This window comes from Haloferula sp. BvORR071 (assembly GCF_000739615.1).
Taxonomy (GTDB): Bacteria; Verrucomicrobiota; Verrucomicrobiia; order Verrucomicrobiales; family Akkermansiaceae; genus Haloferula.
This window is the reverse complement of the sequence record NZ_BATP01000039.1, coordinates 96,082-115,795: the sequence shown is the minus strand read 5'-3', so window position 1 is coordinate 115,795 and position 19,714 is coordinate 96,082. Positions and strand designations below refer to the sequence as shown.

20 protein-coding genes and 1 tRNA gene are annotated in these 19,714 nt (G+C 62.3%); 6 read left to right on the top strand and 15 right to left on the bottom strand.

The window, feature by feature from the left end:
• Positions 1-22: 22 nt before the first annotated feature.
• Positions 23-463 carry a hypothetical protein gene (locus tag BV071_RS21205; protein ID WP_035611570.1) on the top strand — a complete coding sequence of 147 codons (441 nt, stop codon included), beginning with the start codon at positions 23-25 and terminating at the stop codon, positions 461-463.
• Positions 464-470: 7 nt separating this feature from the next.
• Here BV071_RS21205 and BV071_RS21200 read toward each other — a convergent pair whose 3' ends face one another.
• Complete coding sequence (locus tag BV071_RS21200) at positions 471-1,112, bottom strand: GNAT family N-acetyltransferase (RefSeq protein ID WP_265594716.1); 642 nt, start codon at positions 1,110-1,112, stop codon at positions 471-473.
• A gap of 34 nt (positions 1,113-1,146) precedes the next feature.
• Here BV071_RS21200 and BV071_RS21195 point away from each other — a divergent pair, with 34 nt between their 5' ends.
• Complete coding sequence (locus BV071_RS21195; protein WP_035611872.1) at positions 1,147-1,890, top strand: copper homeostasis protein CutC; 744 nt, start codon at positions 1,147-1,149, stop codon at positions 1,888-1,890.
• A 3-nt stretch (positions 1,891-1,893) separates the two neighbouring features.
• Here BV071_RS21195 and BV071_RS21190 read toward each other — a convergent pair whose 3' ends face one another.
• From BV071_RS21190 to BV071_RS21180, 3 genes are read right to left on the bottom strand one after another with little or no spacing between them, the layout of a single operon-like run.
• Entirely contained in the window at positions 1,894-2,199 is a 306-nt protein-coding gene (locus BV071_RS21190; protein ID WP_035611568.1) for a type II toxin-antitoxin system RelE/ParE family toxin, read from the bottom strand.
• A complete protein-coding gene (locus tag BV071_RS36155; protein WP_035611566.1) occupies positions 2,192-2,410 on the bottom strand; it encodes an addiction module protein in 219 nt (72 codons plus the stop codon). Before BV071_RS36155 ends, BV071_RS21190 begins: the two co-directional genes overlap by 8 nt.
• Before the next feature lie 53 nt (positions 2,411-2,463).
• Entirely contained in the window at positions 2,464-3,516 is a 1,053-nt protein-coding gene (locus tag BV071_RS21180) for a PA0069 family radical SAM protein (RefSeq protein WP_265594715.1), read from the bottom strand.
• Between the two features lie 121 nt (positions 3,517-3,637).
• Here BV071_RS21180 and BV071_RS21175 point away from each other — a divergent pair, with 121 nt between their 5' ends.
• The gene (locus BV071_RS21175) at positions 3,638-4,936 is read left to right on the top strand and encodes an amino acid permease (RefSeq protein WP_052573695.1); all 1,299 of its coding nucleotides are present in this window, start codon (positions 3,638-3,640) and stop codon (positions 4,934-4,936) included.
• Positions 4,933-6,030 carry a hypothetical protein gene (locus BV071_RS21170; RefSeq protein ID WP_035611560.1) on the top strand — a complete coding sequence of 366 codons (1,098 nt, stop codon included), beginning with the start codon at positions 4,933-4,935 and terminating at the stop codon, positions 6,028-6,030. Before BV071_RS21175 ends, BV071_RS21170 begins: the two co-directional genes overlap by 4 nt.
• 46 nt (positions 6,031-6,076) lie before the next feature.
• Here BV071_RS21170 and BV071_RS21165 read toward each other — a convergent pair whose 3' ends face one another.
• Positions 6,077-7,111 carry a serine hydrolase domain-containing protein gene (locus BV071_RS21165; protein ID WP_035611559.1) on the bottom strand — a complete coding sequence of 345 codons (1,035 nt, stop codon included), beginning with the start codon at positions 7,109-7,111 and terminating at the stop codon, positions 6,077-6,079.
• A gap of 88 nt (positions 7,112-7,199) precedes the next feature.
• Between BV071_RS21165 and BV071_RS21160 the strand changes: the two genes are divergently transcribed.
• Together BV071_RS21160 and BV071_RS21155 are read left to right on the top strand one after the other, a co-directional pair.
• On the top strand, positions 7,200-8,459 hold the full coding sequence (locus BV071_RS21160) for a hypothetical protein (RefSeq protein WP_265594714.1): 1,260 nt from the start codon (positions 7,200-7,202) through the stop codon (positions 8,457-8,459).
• Positions 8,460-8,520: 61 nt separating this feature from the next.
• Complete coding sequence (locus BV071_RS21155) at positions 8,521-10,131, top strand: ABC-F family ATP-binding cassette domain-containing protein (RefSeq protein ID WP_035611549.1); 1,611 nt, start codon at positions 8,521-8,523, stop codon at positions 10,129-10,131.
• Positions 10,132-10,222: 91 nt separating this feature from the next.
• On the opposite strand, the gene BV071_RS21150 is transcribed toward BV071_RS21155, so the two are convergent.
• The 10 genes from BV071_RS21150 to BV071_RS21105 all read right to left on the bottom strand — a co-directional run bounded on the left by BV071_RS21150 (position 10,223) and on the right by BV071_RS21105 (position 19,684).
• Entirely contained in the window at positions 10,223-10,606 is a 384-nt protein-coding gene (locus BV071_RS21150) for a hypothetical protein (protein ID WP_035611543.1), read from the bottom strand.
• 13 nt (positions 10,607-10,619) lie between these two features.
• Positions 10,620-10,922, bottom strand: a complete 303-nt coding sequence (locus tag BV071_RS21145) for a DUF971 domain-containing protein (RefSeq protein WP_035611541.1) — start codon at positions 10,920-10,922, stop codon at positions 10,620-10,622.
• Positions 10,923-10,924: 2 nt separating this feature from the next.
• Positions 10,925-11,605, bottom strand: coding sequence for a YggS family pyridoxal phosphate-dependent enzyme (locus BV071_RS21140; RefSeq protein ID WP_265594713.1), 681 nt, complete (start codon positions 11,603-11,605; stop codon positions 10,925-10,927).
• Complete coding sequence (locus tag BV071_RS21135) at positions 11,605-13,848, bottom strand: carboxy terminal-processing peptidase (RefSeq protein ID WP_035611540.1); 2,244 nt, start codon at positions 13,846-13,848, stop codon at positions 11,605-11,607. Before BV071_RS21135 ends, BV071_RS21140 begins: the two co-directional genes overlap by 1 nt.
• A gap of 164 nt (positions 13,849-14,012) precedes the next feature.
• Positions 14,013-14,756 (bottom strand): PDZ domain-containing protein, encoded by a 744-nt coding sequence (locus BV071_RS21130; RefSeq protein ID WP_035611539.1) that lies wholly within the window; start codon positions 14,754-14,756, stop codon positions 14,013-14,015.
• Positions 14,757-14,764: 8 nt separating this feature from the next.
• On the bottom strand, positions 14,765-15,328 hold the full coding sequence (locus BV071_RS33410) for a polysaccharide biosynthesis/export family protein (RefSeq protein ID WP_081886140.1): 564 nt from the start codon (positions 15,326-15,328) through the stop codon (positions 14,765-14,767).
• 30 nt (positions 15,329-15,358) lie between these two features.
• The gene (locus BV071_RS21120; RefSeq protein ID WP_035611537.1) at positions 15,359-17,536 is read right to left on the bottom strand and encodes a polysaccharide biosynthesis tyrosine autokinase; all 2,178 of its coding nucleotides are present in this window, start codon (positions 17,534-17,536) and stop codon (positions 15,359-15,361) included.
• 151 nt (positions 17,537-17,687) lie between these two features.
• Positions 17,688-18,929 carry a hypothetical protein gene (locus BV071_RS21115; protein WP_035611536.1) on the bottom strand — a complete coding sequence of 414 codons (1,242 nt, stop codon included), beginning with the start codon at positions 18,927-18,929 and terminating at the stop codon, positions 17,688-17,690.
• Between the two features lie 46 nt (positions 18,930-18,975).
• Positions 18,976-19,572: a hypothetical protein gene (locus tag BV071_RS21110; RefSeq protein WP_265594712.1), complete on the bottom strand. Its 597-nt coding sequence runs from the start codon at positions 19,570-19,572 to the stop codon at positions 18,976-18,978.
• 38 nt (positions 19,573-19,610) lie between these two features.
• Positions 19,611-19,684 (bottom strand) — tRNA-Gly (locus BV071_RS21105).
• Between the last annotated feature and the right edge of the window lie 30 nt (positions 19,685-19,714).

The window sequence follows — 19,714 nt, the reverse complement described above, 5'->3', positions numbered from 1 at the left end:
GCGGAAATGTTAGCAGGTCCTCATGTCAAAGCTGGAGGACTTCAGGGACTTCGCCTCCCTGCTGATGCACTGCTTCACGCTCAAGGCCGATGGCCGGCAAGCGGAAGCAGAGATACTGATGTCGGATTTCGTCACCGAGGCGGAGCGTCGCAACCAAGAAGATCCCATGTGGACCGCCTGGCATCTTCACCAAGCCATGGGATTCAGGATCCACTTCAGTGAAGATGAAGTGGCGGCGCGGCTGAAATACCTGAAGTTCAGCGAGGCGATCCATCGCTACTATGCCAACTCGATCGCCGAGACGCATGGCCATCTCGCAACCCGCTATTTCGAGAGCGGCAATCCTAGGCCGGGACACAAGCACGCTAAGGCCGCCCTCCGCTTCGCCTCAATCGTCAACTTTCTCTCACCTACAGTCGTCAAAGCGGCATCTCTCTCGAACGCGGCGCGCAACGAGAGATGATCCGCCCTCACAGGAAGGCAGGTGCCAGCTCTGCCAGGCGCTCGGCTAGGTCCGCGCCGGCCGCCGTCTCAGGGATCGCGGCGAGATCCCGCAACTGCCAGCGGAAGACGGCATTGTAGCCATCCCATGCCCCGGTCGCACCGCTATCGCTCATCCAGCGCAGCGCAGCTCTGTTCTCCGGCATGGTATAGCCTGTGAAGGTCGCGATCCCATGCCGATAGGCTACCAGCCAGAGCAGGGCCAAAAGCAGCGTGCCTACCCCGCGGCCTTGGTCAGCGTCCAAGACACTGACGGAAAACTCCGCATCCGAGGGCTCGCTCTTGGAACGCCAGAAGCTAGCCGCCCCAAGTCCAGGAAAGCCCTCGCGGGTCGGGTCGAACACCGTCCAGATCGCGTGGTCGGGGAGCTGCTGTGCCAGCAGCCGGTTGAGCATCGCATCGCCGATGACTTCGCCATCCCGCACCCAGAAGCGCTGGTAGCGGGCTTCCGGAGAAAGCTGGCGGTAGCCTGCGGCCACATAAGCGCGGTCGTCCGGTGTCAGCGGCCGGGCTACCACGGGCGTGCCATCGCGCAGGTGAAGTTCCAGCCGCTCGGGAATCATCTCCTCCATGCATGGCTCCGGGAAGCTGGAGGCGGAAGCGAATTTCATCGTCCGCCCCCGCGAGGCCTCACAAGCTCCGCGCATGATCTTGGAAATCTGCGTGGACTCGCTGGATTCGGTGGCCGCTTGCACGGAAGGCGGTGCCGACCGTATCGAACTCTGCGCGTCACTCACTGAAGGCGGGCTCACCCCGAGCGCGGGCTTTCTGGTGCAGGCGCGGGCGATGTTTCCCGGCGACATCGCGATGATGATCCGGCCGCGCGGCGGCGACTTCGTCTATCGACCGGAGGAGATCGCCGCGATGTGCGCAGATATTGAACTGGCCCGCGACCTCGGCGCGGACGCGGTGGTCTTCGGCTGCCTGCTGCCGGACGGCTCGATCGATTTTCCGGCCGTGGAGACTTTGCTAGAAGTCTGCGGCGAAACGCCCGCGGTCTTCCACCGCGCCTTCGATGTCTGCAAGGACTTGCCGGAAGCTCTGGAGATCTTGGCGGACCTCGGCTTCGAGCGGATCCTCACCAGCGGCGGAGCTCCCTCGGTGCCCGAGGGTCTTGGCACCATCAGCGCACTCCTCACCCAAGCGGCCGGGCGGATCGGCATCCTGCCGGGTGGCGGGATCAAGGCTGCCCAGATCGCGGAGATCGTGGCGGAGACGGGAGTCGACCAAGTGCATCTCTCCGCCCGCAGCCTGCTGGAGAGCCCGATGCAATTCCGCAAGCCGGAGATCCCGATGGGAGCTGCGACGGTGGCGGGAGAATATGAGCGCAGGATCGCGGATGCTGTACTGGTGGCGAAAGCGAAGCAGACTCTCCGCGGGAACCCTTGAGATCTAGTCGCCACCCAACCGGTCTTCCAACCTTCCGGGGCTTTGGGCAAAGTGGAAGACATACTGGACTGTCACGGTGTCGTCATCGTGTTCGAAATAGACCGCATAGGGAAAGCGACGCACGAGGATGCGCCTTGAGTCGTCGAATCGCTTGGGAAACTGGAGGGGATTCTTCGCGATCTTCGCAAAGGCCGCTTCCACACAGCGAAGGAACTCGTCGCCCAAACCAGCATCCCTCCCTTCATACCACCAATAGGCGGTGGAGAGGTCGGTTTCCGCTTCGGGCAGAACGATGATCTGCCTAGCCACGCTGGCCTCGAATTCGGGCTTTGGCCGTCTCCCATGAAACGGCAGCAGAAGGATCCGCCTCGTGGCGCCTCTTCCGTTCCCGGATCTCCTCAATAACCGCAGGGCTATCGGGCAAGGCTTGTTGATCCTCGGCGATTGTGTCCCAGAGGTCCTCCACCAATTGAATCCGCTCCGGAATGGAAAGGGTTCTCAATTCAGCGAGCAATGGCATGTTTGGAGTTTAGGTCTACTAGCTTTCATTTCCAAGAGGCATTTCCAAGCTCATCAAAACAACTCCCCTTGCCCGCCCGGCAATACCTTCCGGAAAGCCGCGACGCTCAACTCCGGTGCCCGCGTGGCTAGCCCCAGCCGCCGGCAGCTCGCATGGAAGAGTGCGCGCAATTGCCCTGAGGGTTCGCCTTGTCCGCGCATGCGCTCGCCGGGCGTGCTGTTGTTCAATCTTCCGCCGTGTGAGTCCCGGATGCGCCCGAGGACCTTCTCCTTCCGCTCCGGGAAATATTTGTCGAGCCACGAGGAGAACACCGGTGCCACTGCGCCCGGCAGCCGGACGGTCGTGTAGAAGGAGAAGCTAGCTCCCGCTTCTTTCGCTGCTGCCAAGATTGCCGGGAGCTCGCTGTCGTTGAGGGCAGGGATCATCGGTGCGGCGCTCACCCCCACGGGAATGCCATGATCCGCCAAGGCACGGATGGCATCCAATCGCGCCCGTGGGGAGGAGGCTCGAGGCTCAAGGATGCGCGCCAACTTCGGATCGAGAGAAGTTACCGAAATGAACACGCAAGCCGCACGATGCTTGGCGAGCTCCCCTAGGTGATCCACATCCCGCGCCACCAGCGCATTCTTGGTGATCAGCCCCACCGGCTGGCGGAAGCGCGCCATCACTTCCAGGCAGCCGCGGGTGATCTCCAGCTTGCGCTCGACCGGTTGATAGCAATCGGTCACGCCGCTCATCGCGATCATCGCCGGCTTGTAGGAGGGCTTCGCCAAGGCCTTTTCCAAGAGCTGCGGAGCCTCCGTCTTCACAATGATCTTCGACTCGAAATCGACTCCCGCGGAGTAGCCAAGATACTCGTGATAGGTGCGGGCGTAGCAGTAAGCGCAGCCGTGCTCGCAACCGCGATAGGGGTTCACGCTGTATTCAAACCTGAGGTCCTCCGAGTCGTTTGAGTTGAGCACCGTCTGGCTGTCGTCGCGCAGGAAGGTGGTGCGCAGCGGTCGCGGGTCATCATCCAGCCACGCGTCCTCGTCCGTCTCGCAATGGAGAAGGTCGAAGCGGTTCGCGGGGTTCAATTGCGCCCCCCGGCCACGAAGCGGGTCCATGGCGGGGATCATCCCCCCAGCCCGCCAAGGCGGCAACGGAAAATTGTTCACATGAACACTAATTCATGCATTTGGAATTTCAGGATTTGCGGGAGCGGGAATTTCGCGGATGTGTTAGACCGTGTCGAATCAGCCATCGCAGGCCGGAGTGTTCGCCGCCACCGCGCTGGTGGTGGCCAGCATGATCGGCGTGGGGGTCTTCACCTCCCTGGGCTTTCAACTCGTGGACCTCAATTCCGCGCCGCAGATCCTCTTTCTCTGGGCGCTCGGTGGACTGCTCGCCCTCTGCGGCGCATTTTGTTACGCGGAGGTGGCGACCCTGCTGCCCAAGTCCGGCGGCGAGTATCATTTCCTCAGGAGCATCTATCACCCGAGCCTCGGCTTCATGGCCGGCATGCTTTCGGCCTTCGCCGGCTTCGCCGCCCCCACAGCGATCACCGCGCTGGCATTCGGAGAATACCTGCACAGCGCGGAGCCCTGGATCCGGGTCGATCTGGCCGCCGCGGCGGTGATCCTGGTAGGATCCGCGGCGCACTCGGTGAGTACGCGGACCAGTGCGCGAGTGCAGGTCGTAGCCACCGGGCTCAAGCTCATCCTGATCGTCACTTTCATCGCCACGGCGTGGATGCTGCCCGGTGAAGGCGACATCCGCTGGCAACTCGACTGGAAGCAGGATTCCGCCGCTGTGGTCACTGCGGCCTTCGCGGTCTCACTGCTCTACGTGACTTATGCCTATACCGGCTGGAATGCTGCGGTCTACGGCTTGGAGGACTGGGTCGATCCCCAGCACACGGTGCGCAAGGCTCTGCTCTGGGGCACTCTCTTGGTGGGCGTGCTCTACGTCGGCCTGAATGCCTCCTTCCTGCGCGCTGCCCCGGTGGCGGCACTGCGCGGCCAGGAAGCTGTGGGCCACATCGCCGCAGTTTCCTTGTTCGGGGAGCAGGCAGCACGCGGAGTCTCCGCCCTGTTCGCCATCGGTCTTTTTGCCTCTGCCAGCGCCCTGCTATGGGCGGGACCGAGGGTCCTTGGAGCGATGGGCAAGAACATGGGCTCGCTGTCCTTCTTCGCCCCGCGCCGCGACGTTCCGCACCTTGCGCTGCTATTCCAGACCTCGGTGGCGCTGGTCCTGGTCTTCGGCAGCGGGCTGCGGAAATTGATGGAGGCCACGCAGATCGGGCTGACTCTCTCCACCTCTCTGGTAGTGGCCGGTTGCATGATCCTGCGCTACCGCTCACCCGAGTTGCCGCGGCCGGTGAAGGTGCCACTCTATCCGCTTCCTCCCTTGCTTTTCCTGGCGATGGCGGGATTCGTGATCGTGTATTCTGCCAAGAAACATCCCGACACCACTCTCACTGGCGCAGGGGTTGCCCTGTTCTTCGCCCTGATCTGGTTCCCTCTCAAACTCCTTCGAAGAAAATGAAACGACTCGTCCTGCTGCCCGTCCTCTTGCTCGCCGCCTGTGGTCCCTCGAAGCCGCCGCGCGGACAGACGCTGACTGCCGAGCCCGTGCGCGAAGAATTCACACCCGTGGATGGACAGGCGACCGCCGATGACATCGCGCGCTTCCTCGCTGGGCGTCCAGTCCGCCACGGTGCGGCGCTCTCGCAGATGCAGCAGACCGGGAACTACCGGAGTCATGCCGAGGAGATGGCCACAAAGTGGCGGGTCTTCGCCTCGAAGCGGACGGCACGGCAGCGCGAGTGGTCGAACAGCACCATGGCCCCGATCATCGGCAATCCACGGACCCTGCTCTATCCCTTCGGCGGGCCGGACCTGCTCTACGCTACAGCGCTCTTTCCGCAGGCATCGAACTACGTGCTGCTCGGCTTGGAACCACCGGGCGGCCTGCCCAACCTGGACAATGCCGATCCCGACGCGGTGATGAGCTCACTGGGCCGCCTGAACACAGCCATGGATGCCCAGCTCAAGACCGGTTACTTCATCACCAAGGACATGAAGAATGACCTCTCCGGCGGCCCGCTGCCGGGAGTGACGCCGATCCTGCTGGCAAGCCTGTCGCTGATGGATGCCACGGTGGAGAACGTGCAAGGGGTCAATGCGGCGGGCCGCTCCGCCGTCGAGATCCAGTTCCGCCTGCCGGGTGGCGGCTCACGCCGTGCGACCTACGTGGCCGGGGATGTCTCGAACGGCGGCTTCAACAGCTCCTACCGCGGCTGGCTTTCCTCCTACAGCGGTTGTGTCGGCTACTTCAAGGCAGCCTCCTACCTGATGCACGACTCGGGCTTCTCCGGGATCCGCGACTGGATGCTCTCGAACTGCCACGCCGTGGTTCAGGACGACTCGGGCATCCCCTACCGCTACTACGATTCCAGTAAGTGGGACATCCACCTCTTCGGCAACTACGACGCCCCGATCGAACTCTTCGCCAAGCACAGCCAAGCCGACCTGCGCGCGGCCTACAACGCGATCGGCGGGGGGCCCGCTTTATCCTTCGGCTCCGGCTATGCCATGCGCCCGGGGGATGCGAACCTGATGATCGCGGTGAGGAAGTGATGGCCGCCCTCAAAGAAGGGCATGGTCGATGACGGTTTCCTGGCGCTCACGAGAGCGTCCCCAAAAAAGGCCCGTCCTTCCAAGCCGAGGAGCGGCCCAATCTCGCCACCACCCGATTCTCGCCGGGCCAAATGAAGACCCGCTTTCCCGAAGAGCCTACCAGCGCCACCATGCTCGCCGGCTGGCGTAGCGACATGCAGGCACCGGCCCAAAAGCCTCCACCCCGCGGCGGATCGAGCACGTCCTCGATCTCCACGGGATAGGCGCCCGCCTTGCGAGCATTGGCATTCCGCCAAATCCCACCACCGAAAATCGGATTCGCTGCCGAGGTGCGGGTCATCCGCGCGAAGATTTCCGGATCGAATCCGTCCGTGCTTTCCCCGCTCAAGAGCTTGCCCAAGGTCCGGCCGAGTCGCCCGAGTTCCTCCACGCTCATCTCCGCGCCGGTGGAGAGGAAGAAACGGCCCTTCTTGTCCGAGCGCCAATTCGGACTGCTCAGGCCGACCGGTCGCATCACCGCGCGGTGCAGGAATTTCTCCAAGGTCTCACCACGCGAGCTCAGCTTCCGCTGCAACAGCTCCCCCAGCACTTCCCAACAGGCCGGCCCGTAGCGGAAGAGCGAGCCCGGCTCGTCCACCACGGAGAGGAGCAGAGCATTGCGCCCCTTGTCTGCGGGATTGCGATAGAGTGACGCCACCCCTGCCTCCAACCCGGCGGTCTGCTGGAGCAGCATCAGCACAGTGATCCGCGACTTCCGCGCATCGCCCCGCCACTCCGGGATCGTGGCGGAGACCCGCTCACTGTCGGAAAGCCAGCCCTCGCCCGCAGCCTTGGTCGCGGCCAGCGCGCCCAGCACCTTGGTTAGACTGAGCGAAGGCCCGCGCTCATGGGTCTGCCAAGAGACCAATTCGCGATGCCCGTGCCACGCCGCCCAGCCCTTGGCCCCATTTCCTTTGGCGATGGCATCGGCACGCCTGAGTTCCGCGGACGACCAGCCGCCCGCGCCCGAACTGCTGCCCGAAGTCGCGCAGCCCCCGCAGGCCGCTACCAAGGAGTAGAGAAAACGCCGCCGGTCCATCATCGCCGTTGACCTCTACAACCGCAACTTCCCTCAGGAAAGCCACAACTCATGAGTTGTCGACGGGGTTGAAATTTGCAACATGCACGCGATGAAATCTCCCCTTCTCCGCGGATTGACCGTATCCCTCTTCGCCGCAGCATCGCTGGCGGCCTCCGCCGAGGAGGCCCGCACTTGGACCGACATCAAGGGTCGCAAGCTGGACGGGGTCTTTCTGCGCCAGGATGAGACCACCGTCTGGGTGAAGCGCGGCGACGGCAGGGAGATCGCCATCGCCAAGAAAACTCTCAGTCCCGACGACCTCAAGCACTTGGAAACCGCGGTGCCCGCGCCCGACGCTAGCCCCAGCCCGAGTCCCGCTCCTGCCACCGGCGCTAGCTCAGCGGTAGCGTCGGGCCGCTTCGCCACGGTGAAGCTCGATCCGACCTCCTTCAAGCCGCGGGAGGGCGGTTTCAAGATCGGCACGATGACCTATGCCTCCAATCTGGAGACGGAGCATTTCCTGATCGGCGGCTTTGAAAAGACCCGGCCGGCGGTCGTGGCAGCCTATGCCGACGCGCTGGAGCGGCTGTGGATCGATGTCGCCGCCGATCTGCCCGAGCTGGCGGAGGCCTTCAAGGGCCGGAGAATGCCCATTATTCTGGCCGACGGGGAGAAGGAGGCCACCGCCTTCGCGGGCTGGCACGAAAAGCACGCCGAGGACAGCCGTGAGGTGAGTTCCGAATACCGGCTCACCACCTCGTCAATTGCAACCTTTTCGCTGGATTCGGCCTTCGCGAAGGAAAACGGCTTTGCCACCAGCGGCCGGCTCTTCCGCCTCGATTCCAAGAATGCGCAGTCCAGCCGCCGCACTTGGCCGGAGCGCATCCACTTCGTGGCCAGCGACTTGTTCGGCCAGATGACCGGCAAGGCCGACGAAAATGAGGACTTCAACCTGAGCATGGTCCGGCTCTCCTTCGCCTACCATCGCGAGGAACTCTGCTGCGGCCGGATCGAGTCGGAGGTGACTTTCGGTGGCGGAACCGAGGTGGAGGGCTTCAAGAACGGCCGGAACTGGGCCGGAGCGACCAAAAAGCTGCTCAAAGGAGGTGCCACGCCGGATATCAAGGGCTTCCTGCAGGCCAGTGCCGCCAAGGCCGAACCCCGGGATCTGGGCTTCGGCCTGGGCCTGATGCACATGATCCAAGCCGATCCGGCCAAGCGCTCCGGCTTCAACAAGCTGATCGCCGAGACCCGGAAGGACGACAAGTGCCCGACGGACGAGGCATTCTCCAAGGCCCTCGGATTCGACTCCCCTGCGGCCATGAATACCGCGTGGAAGGACTACATGGTCAGCGACGCCTTCCAATAGACCGTAAATCCCGCCTGTTCCTTGCGCTTGCTCCGGAGGGGCGGCTCGCCTACATCGCCGCGTGCTCACGATCCACAAGCTGACCAAGACGCTCGGCGGCCGAACCCTGTTCCGCGACGCGGAAATGACCATCAACTGGGGCGAACGTATCGCTTTGGTCGGTCCGAACGGTGCCGGCAAGTCGACGCTCTTCCGCATGATTCTCGCCCAAGAGGATCCGGATGGCGGCACGATCGAGCGCGACGACTACGCCATCACCGGCTATCTGGCGCAGGAATCCGGCGACCCGGGCGACGAGACGGTGCTGGAGATCGCAATGGGCATCACCCCGGAGATGGTCGGCTACCTGCGGGCCATGCGCGAGCACGAGGCCAAAGGCACCACCGGGGATCCGGAATACGCCCACGCACAGGACCAGTTCAACCACCTGAACGGCTACCAACTGGAGCCGAAGGCAAAGAAGATTTTGGCCGGTCTCGGCTACAAGGAAGCGGACTTCCACCGCACCGCCCGCGAGTTTTCCGGTGGCTGGATCATGCGCGCCTACTTGGCCCGACTGCTGGTGATGGAGCCCGACCTGCTGATGCTGGACGAGCCGACCAACCACCTCGACCTGCTCTCGCTGCTGTGGTTCCAGCGCTACCTGATGAACTACCCCGGCGCGATCCTGATGATCTCGCACGACCGCGACTTCATGGACGCGATCGTCGAGAACGTCGTGGAGATCGACCCCGACATGCAGGAGCTGGTTTCCTACACCGGCAACTACTCCAGCTACCTCGAACAACGCGAGGCCCGCTACGAGCAGAAGGTCCAAGCCTACCGCAACCAGAACAAGGAGATCGAAGGCCACCAGGAGTTCATCGACCGCTTCCGCCAGGTGGGCTCGAAGGCGGCGCAGGTGCAGTCGCGGATCAAGTTCCTCGAGAAGATGGAACGGATCGAGAAGCCGCGAGCTCCGCGCAAGCCCTTCAAGTTCGCCTTCCCTCAACCACCGCGCTCGAACCAGAAGGTGATCGAGCTGCAGAAGGTCGGGCAGGCTTACGGTGAGAAGCAAATCTACAAGGACCTCGATCTCACCATTGAACGTGGCGACAAGATCGTGCTGGTCGGCCCGAACGGTGCCGGTAAGTCCACGCTGCTGAAGATCTTGGCCGGCACCCTGCCGATCAATGCGGGCAAGCGCGACGTCGGCTACGCCACCAAGTTCGGCTACTACTCCCAGCACCGCTCGGAGACCCTCAATGAGGAAAACACCGTGCTTGAGGAGGTGCTGGCCAGCTGCACCACCTTGCGCGAAGAAGATGCCCGCGCGATTCTCGGCTCCTTCCTCTTCCGCCGCACCGATGTGGAGAAGCGCTGCGGCGTACTCTCCGGGGGTGAGAAGTCGCGCCTCAACCTCGTAAAGTTCCTCGTCGATCCGCCGAACCTGCTACTGATGGACGAGCCGACGACGCACTTGGACATCCTCTCGATCGATTCGCTGGTGAACGCGCTCAAGGCTTATGAAGGCACGCTGGTCTTCATCTCCCACGACGTGCACTTCATCCGCAACCTCGCGGAGACGACGCTGCACATCAACAACGGCGCCGTGACACGCTACACCGGCGGCTACGACTACTTCCTGGAGAAGAGCGGGCTGAATGACGACCGTGGCGCCGTGACGGCGTGAGCAGCCTAGTGATGCAGGCGCGTTCGTGAGAACGCGGAAGCTACCGGTGCGGTGTGTCGTCCAGCAAGGAGACGCGCCGCTCCCACGCTCCTCAGGGCCACCCTGTCTTCAACTGCACGAAGGTCAGGATGACGAGGAACAAGGACAGCAAGGTCCCGCTGCCAAAGATCAACCACCGCCCGCGGCCGAGGGGCTCGCCCTTGCGGAAGATTCCGCGCAAATAGAGCTCTGCCAAGGGGCCTAGCATGAAGCAGAGGTTCGCGCCAACCGCGACGAGAGTGCCCGAGATGATGGCGCCGATCAGCGTCGTATTCGTCTCACTGACTGCGGCAACGATCACCAGAATCCCCGGAATCGCCAGCAGCGCGTTGTAGAGCAGCCGCAGGCGCTCCCAAGCGATCACGATTTCCCGCAGGGCGGGCTTCTGGTCCTCCGCGGGAGCCGCGGCGGCAAGGGGTGGAGTGTACGGATTCACGGCATTTCCGACATCACGGCAGCAACGCAAGTCGCCGCAGGTAGTCGAAAGTATAAATGCCGGTCGAGTGTCCGTCCGCCCAAAAAAGTTGCAGGGCGTAACCGCCCACCGCCTCGTAGCGCAGTAGTTCATAGCCCCGCGCGCCAATTTTCTGAACCGGCCGGAGGACCCGCCCCAAGGCATCCGGCTCGCCTTGGCAGGCAGCGCAGGGGCAGGCGCGGCGCAGCATCTCCAGCGGCAGGTAGATCTCCTCGTCATCGCCGAAGCGCAAGGCGAGTTCCGATCCGATCACGGCGGCGTGTTCCAAGCGGGTCATCGTTATACGGGGTAAGATCGGTTGCCGAAAAGTGCGGAGCCCACCCGGACGATCGTGGAGCCCTCCGCAATCGCCTGCTCAAAGTCGCCGCTCATGCCCATGCTCAGGCCGGGCAGTGACAGCCCGGACGCCGCTTGCAGCCGGTCGCGCAACTCCCGGGTGGCAGCGAACCAGCGCCGGGCATCGTCCTCTGGCGGAATCGACATCAGGCCGAGGATCTCGACGTGAGCCAAGCCCGGGAGCTGTTCGGCCGCGGCCAGCAATTCAGCGGGGGTGAAGCCACCTTTGCTTTCCTCGCCAGCGACATTGACCTCCAGGTAAATCTTGGGGCGCTTGCCCTCCTCTCCCGCGACGCGATCGAGGTATTCGGCAAGGCGCAGCGAGTCCACGCTGTGGATGCAGGCAAAATCAGCCAGCACCTTGCGGACCTTGTTGCGCTGGAGGCCACCAATGAAGTGCCACTCCAGATCACGGGGAAGTGCTGCGATCTTCGGCGCGGCCTCCTGCTGGCGGCTTTCACCAAAGAGCCGCTGGCCAGCCTCCCGGGCCTCGGCAACTGCCGAGGCCGGAAAGGTTTTAGAAACGGCAAGCAACTCCACTCCGGCCGCCGCGCGCCCCGCCGCCATGCAGGCGGCGGTGATGCGCTCGCGCAGGCCGGCGAGACGTTCGGCTAAAGACACCATCAACGGTTGAAGGTCCCGGCAACGCGGGCCTTGTTCGTGGTCTCCACCAGATCGCCGAGGATCTTGAGGCCTTCCCGCTTGTGTGGATCCAGCGCGCTCGGCCATGACGGGGTGTCATCGAGCTCCGCCGTCTCATCCTTGGCCTTCTTCATGTAGCCTTGGTTCTCGGCAGTGGGGTCGAACTTCACGATATCGCCACCCTTCTCGACGTCGTCGAGGGTGAGCTTGTAGAAGGTCATGTCAGCCTGGTCCTTCTTCTGGATCCCGGCAAAGCGCTCGCGGCGCTCATTGTTGCGCTGCTGCTGCTGGGCTTCGATTTCCTCCAGCTCCTTCTTGCGGTCGGCGAGATTGAGCGAAATCTTGTTTTCGCGGATGCGGGCCTTGGCCTTGGTCACGTCCTCGATGACGTAAGAGAAGTCCTTCGAATCGGCAACGCGCTTGGCGCTCAGCTCCTTCAGACGCGGCAAGAACAGATCGGCTTCCTTGAGCGGATTGAAGTCCGGCGCGCGGCGGGTCATGTCATGCTGCAGCGCGTGGTCAAGGAAGGCCTCACCGACCTCAAGCGCATCGGTCAGGCTGGGTAGAACCACGTCCGGGATCACGCCCATATTCTGGGTCGAGGAGCCGGAGGGACGGTAGAACTTCTGGATGGTCACCTTCAGGGTGCCGGCCTTGTTGCGAACCCGGAAAAGCGGCAACATGCGACCGATATCCATCGGCTGCTGCACGGTGCCCTTACCGAAGGTCGAAGACTCGCCGACGATCACGGCGCGGTGCGCGTCCTGCAGGGCACCGGCGAGGATCTCGCTCGCGGAGGCGCTGCTCTTGTCGGTGAGCACCACCATCGGGCCATCATAGATCGGAGCCTGCTTATCGGACTCCTTCACCTGAACCTCGCCGAAGATGCTCTTCACCTGCACCACCGGGCCGCGCTGGGAGAAGAAGCCGGTCATGCGCCGGACTTCCTCAAGCGCGCCACCGCCGTTGTTGCGGATGTCGAAGAGCAGGCCGTCGATCTTCTCGGCCTTCAGGCGCTCGAGCAGACGCTCGATGTCCACCGAGCAGCGGACCTTGCCTTCATCGAAGTCGGCGTAGAAGGAAGGCAGCGTGATGATGCCGAGGCGGGTCGCTTCGCCACCGTTCTCGCCCTTCATGTCGATGATCTCCGCGCTCGCCTGCTCATCCTTCAGGGCGACCTTGGCGCGGACGATGTTGATCAGGGTGGTTTCACCCGGAGCACCGCCAGCCGGCTCGACCTTCAGGCGGACCGGGCTGTCTTCCTGGCCGCGGATCAGATCGACCACCTTGTCGATCTTCATGAACATGATGTCCACCATCTCACGCGGACCATCACCATCGGGATCGACGGCGACGACGCGGTCGTTGAGCTTGAGAGTGCCTTGCTTGTCGGCAGGGCCGCCGAGGACGATGCCCATGATCTTGGTCGCACCGTCTTCCTCACCCTGCAGCAGAGCGCCGATACCAACGAGCTCGTTGCGCATGCCATCGCGGAAGCGATCCATCTCGCGGGTGCTCATGTAGTCGGTATGGGGGTCGAAGGACCGGGCGACGGCGCTGAGGAACATGGCAGCCATGTCCTCGTCATCCACATCCTTCACCACGCTGTGGAGGAAGCGCTCGTAGCGGAGCGAAATCTTCTCCTTGGGATCCTTGTCGTTCTTGAGCGGATTCTCCTTACCCTGCTTGGCGGCCATCTGGGCCACCATGTCGCGGCGCAGTGTCTCGGAGAGCACGGCCTCCTTGATCTGCTGGTTCCACACCGCCATGGCCTCAGCCTCGTTCTTCGGCCAGGGGGCATCCTTGCGGCTGCGCTGGATCGACTCGCTCTTGGTGAAATCGAAGTCGCCTGCGGCAAGCACCCGCTTGGCTTCTGCCACACGAGCTTCCACGCGCTTCTTGAAGGTGCCGTAAATGTCCGCAGCGGCGGCCATGCTCTGCTTCTGCACCAGCATCTGGGCCAGCTCCTGGCCGTACTGGCGGTTGAAGCGGTCGATGTCTTCCTGGGTGAAATAGACCTTCCCCGAATCCAGATCCCGGACGAAATCGTCCAGGAAGCGTTGGCTCATGTCACTGAACTTCAGCTGGGCGAAATGGCTGTTCTGAAGCATGATCGCCATTTGCTTACCCACTTCATCGAAGTCCGCTTGCTGGGCGCAGGCGGTAAGGGTCGAAGCCGTGAGACCAACCGCCAATGCGGCGCTGCGGATGCGTGAGAATTTCATGGATCAGTTAAAAAACCGGGGCGTCAACAATTTGGCTAACGTCGCATGCCGGGTGGAATTGTCGATTTTTTAAACCGGACAGAGCCCGGAAGTGAATAGGGAGTTATACCCGGGCGGACTTCCCGCGGACTCCGCGCCGGAGACCCTCTCAATCCCAGACCCGGCTAGGGACCCTTTTGGGCCGCGCGTTTGTTCTCCAGCCAGCCCCTGAAGACGTCCTCCCGGGCTTTCTCCTCCCCCACGGCGGGGTCGGGCGGAGGCACAAAGGCGCCATTGGCAAAGAGCAGCCGCGGTGCCGCCTCCGGCATCCCGAGCGGCCGCACGCCCAGCTCGATCGTGGCCTCGCTCAGCTCGCCATTCCGCAAAATTTCAAGTTTCACCTTATCGCCTGGCTTGAGCTTCCGGACCGCGCCCGAAAACGCTTCCGGGGCACCAGCACCACTCCAACGAAGGCCTGCGAGAGAAACGATGACATCCCCGGTTTTCAGGCCGGCATGCTCGGCCGGACTGTCCGCGACCACATCCGCGACCTGGACGCCTGTGCGCGGCAGGTTGTCCCCCGGGATTGCCACATTCAACTCCAGCATCCGGATTCCCACGTAGCCCTCGCCGTGGTTTTTCTGATGGTCCGCGATTACCAGCTCGCGCAGCGACTCCCGCAGGCGCAGGCGCACCTCGGGATCGGTCGCCTTCTCCAACTCGCCGAAAATCAAGTCCATGGCGCGGATCGGCTCGCTGCGGGCCCACTCCATGAGCTTGCCCTGGGCCTCCTCCCGCTCGCGGAAATTCTCGCTGGCCAGCAGCTTCACCGAGTCCTGCCACTTGGCCGCTTGGCAAAACGCAGTCGCCGGGATCACCCAAACGGCGATCCCGGCAACCAGGAAACGGAAGCAGCGGCGTGCTTGCATGAAGAGGCTTACTGCCCCAGCCAGTTCTTCTGGGGCACTTCGATCGTATCGCCCGGCTCGACCTGAATATTCATGAACTTGGTGTTCTTCAGGTCGTATTCCTTGCGCTGGCCATTACGGACCAACGCGACGCGGCCCATGGCACCGAATTCAGTGGCTCCGCGTGCCGCTTGGACCGCATTGTAGAGCGTCAAGCCACGGATGTATTCCACCGGGCCGGGGTTCCGGACCTGGCCACCGACGGTGACCATCAGTTGGTTCAGTTTTTCATCGCTGGAGGCGAGAACCTGAATCGACGGATGGGTGTAGATATCCGCCGATTTGTAGGCGCTCTCAATGTTCTGGGCCAGAGACTGAGGGCTGAGACCAGCAGCCCGCACTGTACCGATCAAAGGCATGCGGATGGTACCATCTTCGGAGACCGGATAGGTGTTATTCACCATGGTCTGCTCGGTGCTGGGAACCCCACCGATCCGGATTTCGATCGCCTGACCGGCGCGAATCGCCACTTGGGCCGAGAGGCCTTGAACCAGCCCGACGATACAGGCCAAAAGGACTAGAAGTCGCTTCATAGGAACAGTTTCTTCAGATGTTTTTGAGTGTCAATACAGGTCTTGCTTGTCGTCGGCCTGCTTGGAAGGACGCGACTGCGTGCGCGGCTGCGGCGGCGTGGCCGCAGCAGACTGGCCACCGGCGGACGGGATCGCCTGGGATTCAGCCGGTGCGTAGTAGGTGTAATAGCTGGTGTAGTACTGGTACTGGCTGTCGCTGCGGACATCGACGTTGTTCAGCACCACGCCGATGACGTGGCCGCCGACGTTTTCGACCGCCTGCTTCACGCGCATGAGCATGTTGCGCGGCAGCTTGCGGTGCTGCACCACGATCATGGTCAGGTCCACTTCGCTCGCCAGCACCGAGGCATCGCTCACGCCGAGGATCGGCGGGGAGTCCACCAGCACGAGGTCGAAGCGCTGCTTCACATCCTGGATCAGCTCCGACATGCGGCGCGAGTTCAAGATCCCCGCGGCGTCCGCCGGCAGGATGCCGGATGGCATGAAGTAGAGGTTGTCCACCGGGGTCTGCAGGATCACGTCTTCCAGCATCAGCTCGGTGGTCAGGTAGTTGGTCAGACCGACCGAGTTGTTGATGTCGAAGAAGGTGTGAAGGCGCGGACGACGCAAGTCGGCGTCGATCATCAGGGTGGTGTAACCACCTTGGGCGCAGATATAGGCAAGATTGACCAAGGTGGTGGACTTACCTTCACCGGCACCACCGGAAACCACGGTAATCGCATTGTCCTCGGGGTTCTTGCGGTTGAACTCGATGTTCGTGCGGAGAATCCGGTAGGCCTCGGCGTCGGGGCTCATGCCGCTCTGCTTGTAGAGCACGCCCACATCCTTCGGGATCACGGCGAGCACCGGCACTTGCAGGTAGCGCTCCACATCTTCAAGCGTCTTCACGGAGGTATCGAGATACTCCAGGAAGAAGGCCACACCGACCCCGAAGATCAGGCCGACGACCCCGCCGAGCGCGAGGTTCAGGGTCACGTTCGGGCTCACCGGCACCTGCGACAGGGACGGGTCCTCGTGCATGATGATCGGCTCCTCGAGGACCTTGATGTTCATCTGGTCGGAGATCTGCTTGAGCTTGAGTTGCTCGAGCAGGCGCTGCTGGGTCTCGAAGTCGTTCTTGGCGTCGAGATAGGCTTGGGTTCCCAAACCGTCCTTGACCGCCTCTTCCTTCTTGGTGGTCATGCGGGCCTGGAAGCGGTCCAACTGCTCCTTGGACAAGGCGAGCTTGGCCTTGAGAGTTTCGCGGAGATTTGCCGCGGCCTCGGCGAGGTCGCTCTCCATGCCGGCCAAGACCTTCGCTTGGGAAACCATCGTGGGATGGCGCATCCCCAGGCCACTGCTCTGCATGCCTTCGAACTCGCGCCTCGCCGCCTGATACTGCGGCATCAGGTTCTTGATGATGTTGTCCGGCAAGTCCATGCCGGCGGCAAAGGTGACGAGTTCCTTCCCGTCGTATTTCAGGAGAGTTTCGATCTGGCTCTCGAGCTGGATCTTCTCTTGCTCGAGCTTGGCGAAGTTGCGGGCCGCATCGGTAGCATCTTCCTCGGCGCCGAATCCACCCAGCGATCCCCTATCCTTTTCATAGATGAAACCACCCGTCCGGATTAGAGAAGAGAGAGTCTTCCGCCTGTCTTCCACCAGGTCTTCCTGGGCGAGCACGGCCTTCGCCAGCTGGTCCAAGGCTTGGTTCGCGCTGTCCAACTGAATGTTGGTCCGGCGCGCACGGTAGGCTTCCGAAACCGCCTTGGCAATGTGCTGGGCGTCCTCCGCATTGCTGTAGCGCACGCGGATCTCGATCAGAGAGGTGCCGCGGATGTTCTGCGCGTCCACGATGCTATGCAGCGTACGGCGCACGGCCTCGGGATCGGTATTCCAACGATTGACCAGATCGAGGTTCTCAATCGCGGTATCGAGCGTCTTCTGGGCCCGGATGACTTCGAACTCGGTGGCAAAGAAGGTCGGACCCATGTCGACCATCTGCTGGCGGCCTGTGTCCAGGCCCGGGATGCCGATGCCGCCCAAGCCCTTCGGCTTCACCTGGACGACGGCCTTGCTCTCGTACTTCTTCGGCATCACGTAGGTGATGACGAGGGCGGTCATGAACACTAGCAGGAAGGTCAGCAAGATCACGCCGTAGCGGTTCTTGACGACCTGCCAATAATCAATGGCATGGAGGTTAGCCTCCGACTGGTTGGACGGTTGATTCATTGGTAGCGTTTGCTGGATGTCTTATTGTCACGGATCGCTCCCCGTTCAAACGAAAACTCCCGCAATGGTAGACCATTGCGGGAGTTTGCCGTTTGGAAACGAAAGAGCTTACTAAAAGGTATTGACCGATAGGAAGTCGTTCTGAATCAGATCAGAACTCGGCGCGGACACCGACACTCACGCGGTTCCGGTCGTAGCTGCGGCTAGGCAGATCGGAGTTGGAATCGGTAAAGTTGTAGGAGAAGTCGCCGAACAGGTTCTGGGTGAACTTCACGGACAGACCAACGTAGGCGTTGACCAGATCCTCGCTCGGGGAACCGGCGTAAGGAAGCGGAGTGCCTGCGAGACGACCATCTTCGTAGTCGGTCATGATGTAGTCCACACCACCGAAGACCGAGAGCATCTGGGACACTTCGTATTCGCCGGACACACCGATACGGAGGGTCTTGCGGGTGTCGAACTCGGTGAGCGCGACCGGGAAGCCAGCAGCGACAACCGTGTCGTAGTCCTCAACGCCGTAGCGCAGGAAGGACTTGATCATGAACTGCTCGTTCACGCGGGTGTTGAACATCAACTCGGCATACGGATCCGTGGAGTCTTCGCTGCCGGGACCGTCCACTTCGCGGAACTGAGCACCCACGCGGGCGATCATGATCGTGTTCGGCGAGAAGCGGTGCTCACCACCGACCAAGAGGTAGTGGTTGGTCGAGTCGGACGCGAGGTCGTTACCGCTGGTCTCAGAGTAGCGGTAGTCCGCCGTCAGAACCGTCTGCGGGGTCAGCTGGTAGCGGAACTGATTGTAGACCGTCCAAGTGAAGCGGTCCGAGTTCGGCACGCTCGAATCGTAATCGAGGCCGTTCAGCTGGAAACCGGTGTAGGTCGCCAAGCGCTCGGTCCAGCGGTAACCAACGGAGTTGTCGGTCTGCCAGTAGAGATACTCACCCACTTGGCGGCTGGTGGCGTAGCCGTAGGAGTAGTCGGGCTCCAGCTCGTAAGAGATGAAGTTGCGGCTCGAGAAGCGCAGGCGCTCGCTCACGCGGTGGGTGAAGTTCACACCGGCGCGGGCTTGGCCGTAGAGGTCTTCCGAACCGAGAGCCTCGGGCTCGTCGAAGTAGTAGATCGCACCAACCCGGGCATACACGTCCCAAGTCGTCTGCGGGGTGATCGACACAAAGGAAAGACCCACGTAAGGATTGGCGCTGATGGTTTCGTCATCGGCACCCGGTCCCACCGCAGTGGGGTTCACGTTGTCGTCGTAAGTGAAGGAAACCCCGGCCGTCCACTTGAGCGGCATGCTTTCCTGAGCCTCGTCGGAGACGTGGTACAGGTCAGCTTGAGCGGCGGCACCAAAGGCAGAGGCCACTGCGAGAGTGGAAAGGAAACTGCGTTTCATGAGGAATTTGAAAATATTCAGGGAATGCTAGGCGTGGCAGCAAGACTCAGTCCTGAGGATTGACCTCTGGATCGATGTTGGTGTCAACCGGCGGCACGATGATCGGAGGCACGATGATCGGAGGAATCACCGGCGGCAGGCCCGGTGGAAGCATCGGCGGGCCACCCGGGGTCGGGCCGACCGGGCCTTGACCCGGGAAGTCGAGCGGGTTCCAAGCGGGCTTCACGGCCACGTCGGAAACCTTGCCACCCTTCGAGCTGTAACCGCTCTCACCCTTGTTAGGATCGAGGCGGCTCATCACTGCTTGCACAGCGGAAAGGGAATCCGGTGCCACGGCGACGGCACACTGGGAAATCAAGCGCATCTTGTCCGGAGCAACCGAAGCGGCGGTCTCGACGATCTTGGCGACCATCTTGGTGTCGGCCTTGGACGACTCGATGGCGGCCTTCACGACCTCGCACGAGCAATTCGGATTCGCGGCGACCTCCTTTTCAACGATCTGGAGAACTTCAGCAGGCTGGGCAGTAACCGCGTGCTTCACCGAAACGGCAAGCTTGAGGCAGTCTGCTTGGTCAGCCAAGGAAACGGCAGGGAGCATGCCCAGCGCAGTGACTGCCAGCGCAACTCGGAATGTGGTTTTCATGTTGTGAATCAGATCGGGAATATTGGGGTCCAGGCGAATGGAGCGGGTAGTGGGAATCGAACCCACATAGCTAGCTTGGAAGGCTAGAGCTTTACCACTAAGCTATACCCGCGAACTTGTGGCGAAGCTAACAGCCCAGCCG